4 protein-coding genes are annotated in these 3,547 nt (G+C 38.8%); 1 reads left to right on the top strand and 3 read right to left on the bottom strand.

Annotation, left to right across the window (positions count from 1 at the left end; all coding sequences use genetic code 11):
• Nucleotides 1-196: 196 nt before the first annotated feature.
• The 3 genes from C3B52_RS35260 to C3B52_RS35250 form a co-directional block, all read right to left on the bottom strand.
• Nucleotides 197-622, bottom strand: coding sequence for a hypothetical protein (locus tag C3B52_RS35260; RefSeq protein ID WP_235615974.1), 426 nt, complete (start codon nt 620-622; stop codon nt 197-199).
• A 242-nt stretch (nt 623-864) separates the two neighbouring features.
• On the bottom strand, nt 865-1,140 hold the full coding sequence (locus C3B52_RS35255) for a hypothetical protein (RefSeq protein ID WP_103110968.1): 276 nt from the start codon (nt 1,138-1,140) through the stop codon (nt 865-867).
• 55 nt (nt 1,141-1,195) lie between these two features.
• The gene (locus C3B52_RS35250; protein ID WP_103110967.1) at nt 1,196-1,606 is read right to left on the bottom strand and encodes a hypothetical protein; all 411 of its coding nucleotides are present in this window, start codon (nt 1,604-1,606) and stop codon (nt 1,196-1,198) included.
• A 907-nt stretch (nt 1,607-2,513) separates the two neighbouring features.
• On the opposite strand from C3B52_RS35250, the gene C3B52_RS35245 reads away from it, so the two are divergent.
• Nucleotides 2,514-3,401 carry a hypothetical protein gene (locus C3B52_RS35245; protein ID WP_103110966.1) on the top strand — a complete coding sequence of 296 codons (888 nt, stop codon included), beginning with the start codon at nt 2,514-2,516 and terminating at the stop codon, nt 3,399-3,401.
• Nucleotides 3,402-3,547: the final 146 nt, after the last annotated feature.

Here is a 3,547-nt window from a genome sequence, read left to right as displayed (position 1 = left end):
CCTGCCGATATGCTTGTGCTATAGTGATTCTCCATTCTAAGAAGATTTATATTTCGAGAAGGTTAACCATCTTGAATATGCATTTAGAATGAGAAAACTCTGGAATGTGAAGTTATTGCAGAGTTTTTTCACGCTTTTATTTAATCCGAGGTCCCGTCTAAAAGGCGGGGCATCCTTTTGCCTTTACGGATCTTGGCTATGTGGAGATTACCTTTGCTAATTGTGCTGTATATTTTGTCAGTTGCAAACTGATTTCCGCTCGCATTACATCACGAGTCATGCCAAACCAATCCTCGTATCCTCTACAATAATAACGATGATATACGATATGGTTTGCTTGCTCTTCAGATAATACTTTGATATTCCGTTTCCTGAACTCGTGACGCAGTTTAGAAATGTCCCTCTGGATCTGATCAAGAATTTTCTGGCTCGCCAGGATATATAAACGTTTTAGAATATTGGTTGAGTATTCAATATCTACAATGCTTTTTTGGACCATCTGTTCCATGTGTGGTAAAAGGATATAGTCTCGAATCATCGTAAGTTCCTCGGTTGTGATGATCTTGTTCCCATTGGTTTTATTCCGTTGGTCATTATGTTCATCCTGTTCTATCAACACCATCTTTGGTAACCTCCAATTGTTCATCGTTCCGCACTATACTTGGAAATATGTCTGCACGGATACCTGGACACTCTGCATATAACGCAATTTACTCTTCTTTATTATATAACGAACATACGTTCTAATCAATTGACCTGTCATCCTTAATTTGTTTAATCTAATTTCTCATAATACAAAAAAAGAACCGGCAGATGCAGGTTCTTTCATTTTCCTTAGCTTGTATATTTAAGCCAAAACCTCTTTCACAGCGTTTCCCATTTCATTTTATCCCTATTGTAGTATTGGATTTCTGTACAACCGTACAGTGGGCCGTAGTGATCCAATGGTGCAAATGCGTCTTCATCATCGCATGATCTAGAGAAGCCATATCCATAGATATTATCATCATCATCCAACAATCGGAACTCATGTGGCATATCTGGATTGCTGTAATCCTCTGGTTTGATCCGCTTGATCTTTCCGTCTTCCGTGATGGCTCCCGTCCACCGTGTTATTTCGAAATTTTCCAATATTAACATTATATCCAGCTCCCTATCAGTAATTTTGAAACTCATTCAAGCGACCAAAACGCCGCTAGTTCATGATGGTAAAGCCGCTGATATCATTAACTACAAGGCGGTATCCATAACTTTCAACCATCTGTTCGACACTCTCTAAAAGAGACCAATCTGTAACACCAGTAAACGGATTATGAACACCATAATTCATGATTCTTTTCAATGGCCCTTCATATATGACAGTCACCGTCTCAGGGTTGTGAAAGTTTATATAGTCCTTGGGATTGATGCACTCATTAACTCTCTCTCTTGAGCTGTTATAAGCCCTCCCATTAAAAAAAATGATTGTTTCGAACCATAAGTTTCTTTCCTGAAAAATACCTTTGAGCTTTTCTGCTATTATTTCCATTAGCTCTCGATGCCCTGGCTTCGATTCAGTAGTTAATGACAATTTGGTATGTAACGATGAAGTATTATTCCTAGTCACGATAATTGTCCTCCCTATTCAAAAGTTTGATACAGCTTGAAACGATAATGTAAATAAGGCCAGCGACCAATAATGAAGAAACAATGATAAAGTCATACATATTCGATCAGTCCTTTCCTGTTTGGATCTTGTATATTGCTTTTTACTCAACGTTAGGTGGAAGCAGTTGTGAAGATTAACTTCGAAATCTTTTGACAACCGCATGGGATGGAACCCGGAAGGGCATTTTTTTCCCTTTTGACGCGGAGCTTGGGAACAAGGGCATAGGCGGGTGGTCAAGGGATCAGCAAGAAAGATTTTTTCGACCCGGTTCTTCTTGAAAGAGAAAAAAACTTTTTGCCCCTTGACTACACGACTGTGAGAATTGGCTTCCGGTGGATGGAGGGGCGCAGCCGGAGGCTCGGTCCACCGGAAGTCTAGTCGAACTGCCACCTGTTACCATGCGGATGTCAAAAGGAAAAAAAGGATCCAATAAAAAAGAACCGGCAGCTGCCGGTTCTCTCCATGTCCTTTCTAGTTCGGGTTCATATTTTTTCCTTCAAGAATGTTTGTATCTTCAGGTTTTCGCTCCGTGCCAGGTGTAAAGCGACAGCCAGGAACATAGAGCGCCTTAGACGGGGCAGGATTTCCCCCGTTTTAGGCGCTCTTGTTATCGGGTGGAGTAACCTGGCAGCGGTGCGTACCGGGTCTTAGGTGGCGTTCTATGCCGCCTTAGAGCCGGTAGCATGAGCCCTGGAGTCTTTATATTTAAGAAATGAAAGGCACATGCCATGACTTCGATAATGCATCAAAGAAATTTGATATACAAATATATATACATGTTTTTTGATATATTTTCCAACTATTCTTAGATTTAGGTGTTTATATATATGAATCAAAAAATATAACCAAAGTGAGGACGGTAAAAATGAAAAAGTTTAAAGTATTGTTAGTAAGCTGCATCGCTGTATCCACAATGCTTACGGGGTCTGCTTTTGCTTCTCCGCAAGAAGCTAATAGTAGTGCAATTGTATTAGAATCAAAAAGTATTACAATTGCTGAGTCTGCACCTACGGTATATGAAGATACTACAAGAACAATTTCAAATGATGTGAGACAAGAGAAATCACTAGGCACAGTTGAGGGTATAGACAAAGAAACAGGTGAAATTATTGATCAGGAATTATACAAAAAATCATTATTAAATGCTCTCAATACTGATCCTGAAAAATTCAAATATGAGATTGAAAATATTGATTCTTTAGTTGCACAATCGGCCGCAAACTCCAGACCTTCTACATTAAACGATTCTATTTCTCCAGCTAGTCTTGTACTAATCTCACAAGGATGGGATACAGAACCTTATATAACTTCGAGTCAACCAATGGTTACCTATTCCACAAGCTGGATTGTGGAAGACAACTATAGATCCTCTACTGCTGTTAATGTTAAATATTCAAAGAGTATGAAAACATCAACGACAATTGGATTTTCTGGAGCAGCTGAAATAAAATCAAAGCTTAGTTTTACAGCATCAAAAACACACGAATACACTACAGCCGTGGAACAGGGAGCAACTGTAGGAGCATGGACAATTTGGGGGAAGAGACCTTACATAAAATGGACAAAACAAGACTACAAAGGTGTATGGTATCAAGTTTGGCATAATGGATCCGAGTACATTACGGGTACTATAGATAAGACAGGAACTAATAACAGATTAGATATTGCAGCTACAGAGTATTGGGATAAAGTAAATACTGCCAAGAATCCAAACGCAAGCAGCCCTACTCCTCCTACCGGTCAACCAAAATAAAAACAAATGAAGGGAAACGTAAATTTTTACGTTTCCCTTTATACATATGGAATATAATAATAAAAGGGAGGTGTTTTTTTGAAATTAAAACAGTGGATTACATTTTTGTATATGATTTGTCTTTTAGTATTTGGAGTCTTATTTGT

Origin of the sequence: Brevibacillus reuszeri (assembly GCF_002897295.1) — a bacterium.
GTDB classification, from domain to species: domain Bacteria; phylum Bacillota; class Bacilli; order Brevibacillales; family Brevibacillaceae; genus Brevibacillus; species Brevibacillus reuszeri_A.
The sequence above is the reverse complement of the archived record's forward strand: the minus strand, read 5'-3'. Positions and strand labels throughout refer to the sequence as shown.

Excerpts from the sequence above, each read along its gene's own strand:
- C3B52_RS35260 (WP_235615974.1), bottom strand. The coding sequence starts at position 622 with ATGGTGTTGATAGAACAGGATGAACATAATGACCAACGGAATAAAACC.
- C3B52_RS35255 (WP_103110968.1), bottom strand. The coding sequence starts at position 1,140 with ATGTTAATATTGGAAAATTTCGAAATAACACGGTGGACGGGAGCCATC.
- C3B52_RS35245 (WP_103110966.1), top strand. The coding sequence starts at position 2,514 with ATGAAAAAGTTTAAAGTATTGTTAGTAAGCTGCATCGCTGTATCCACA.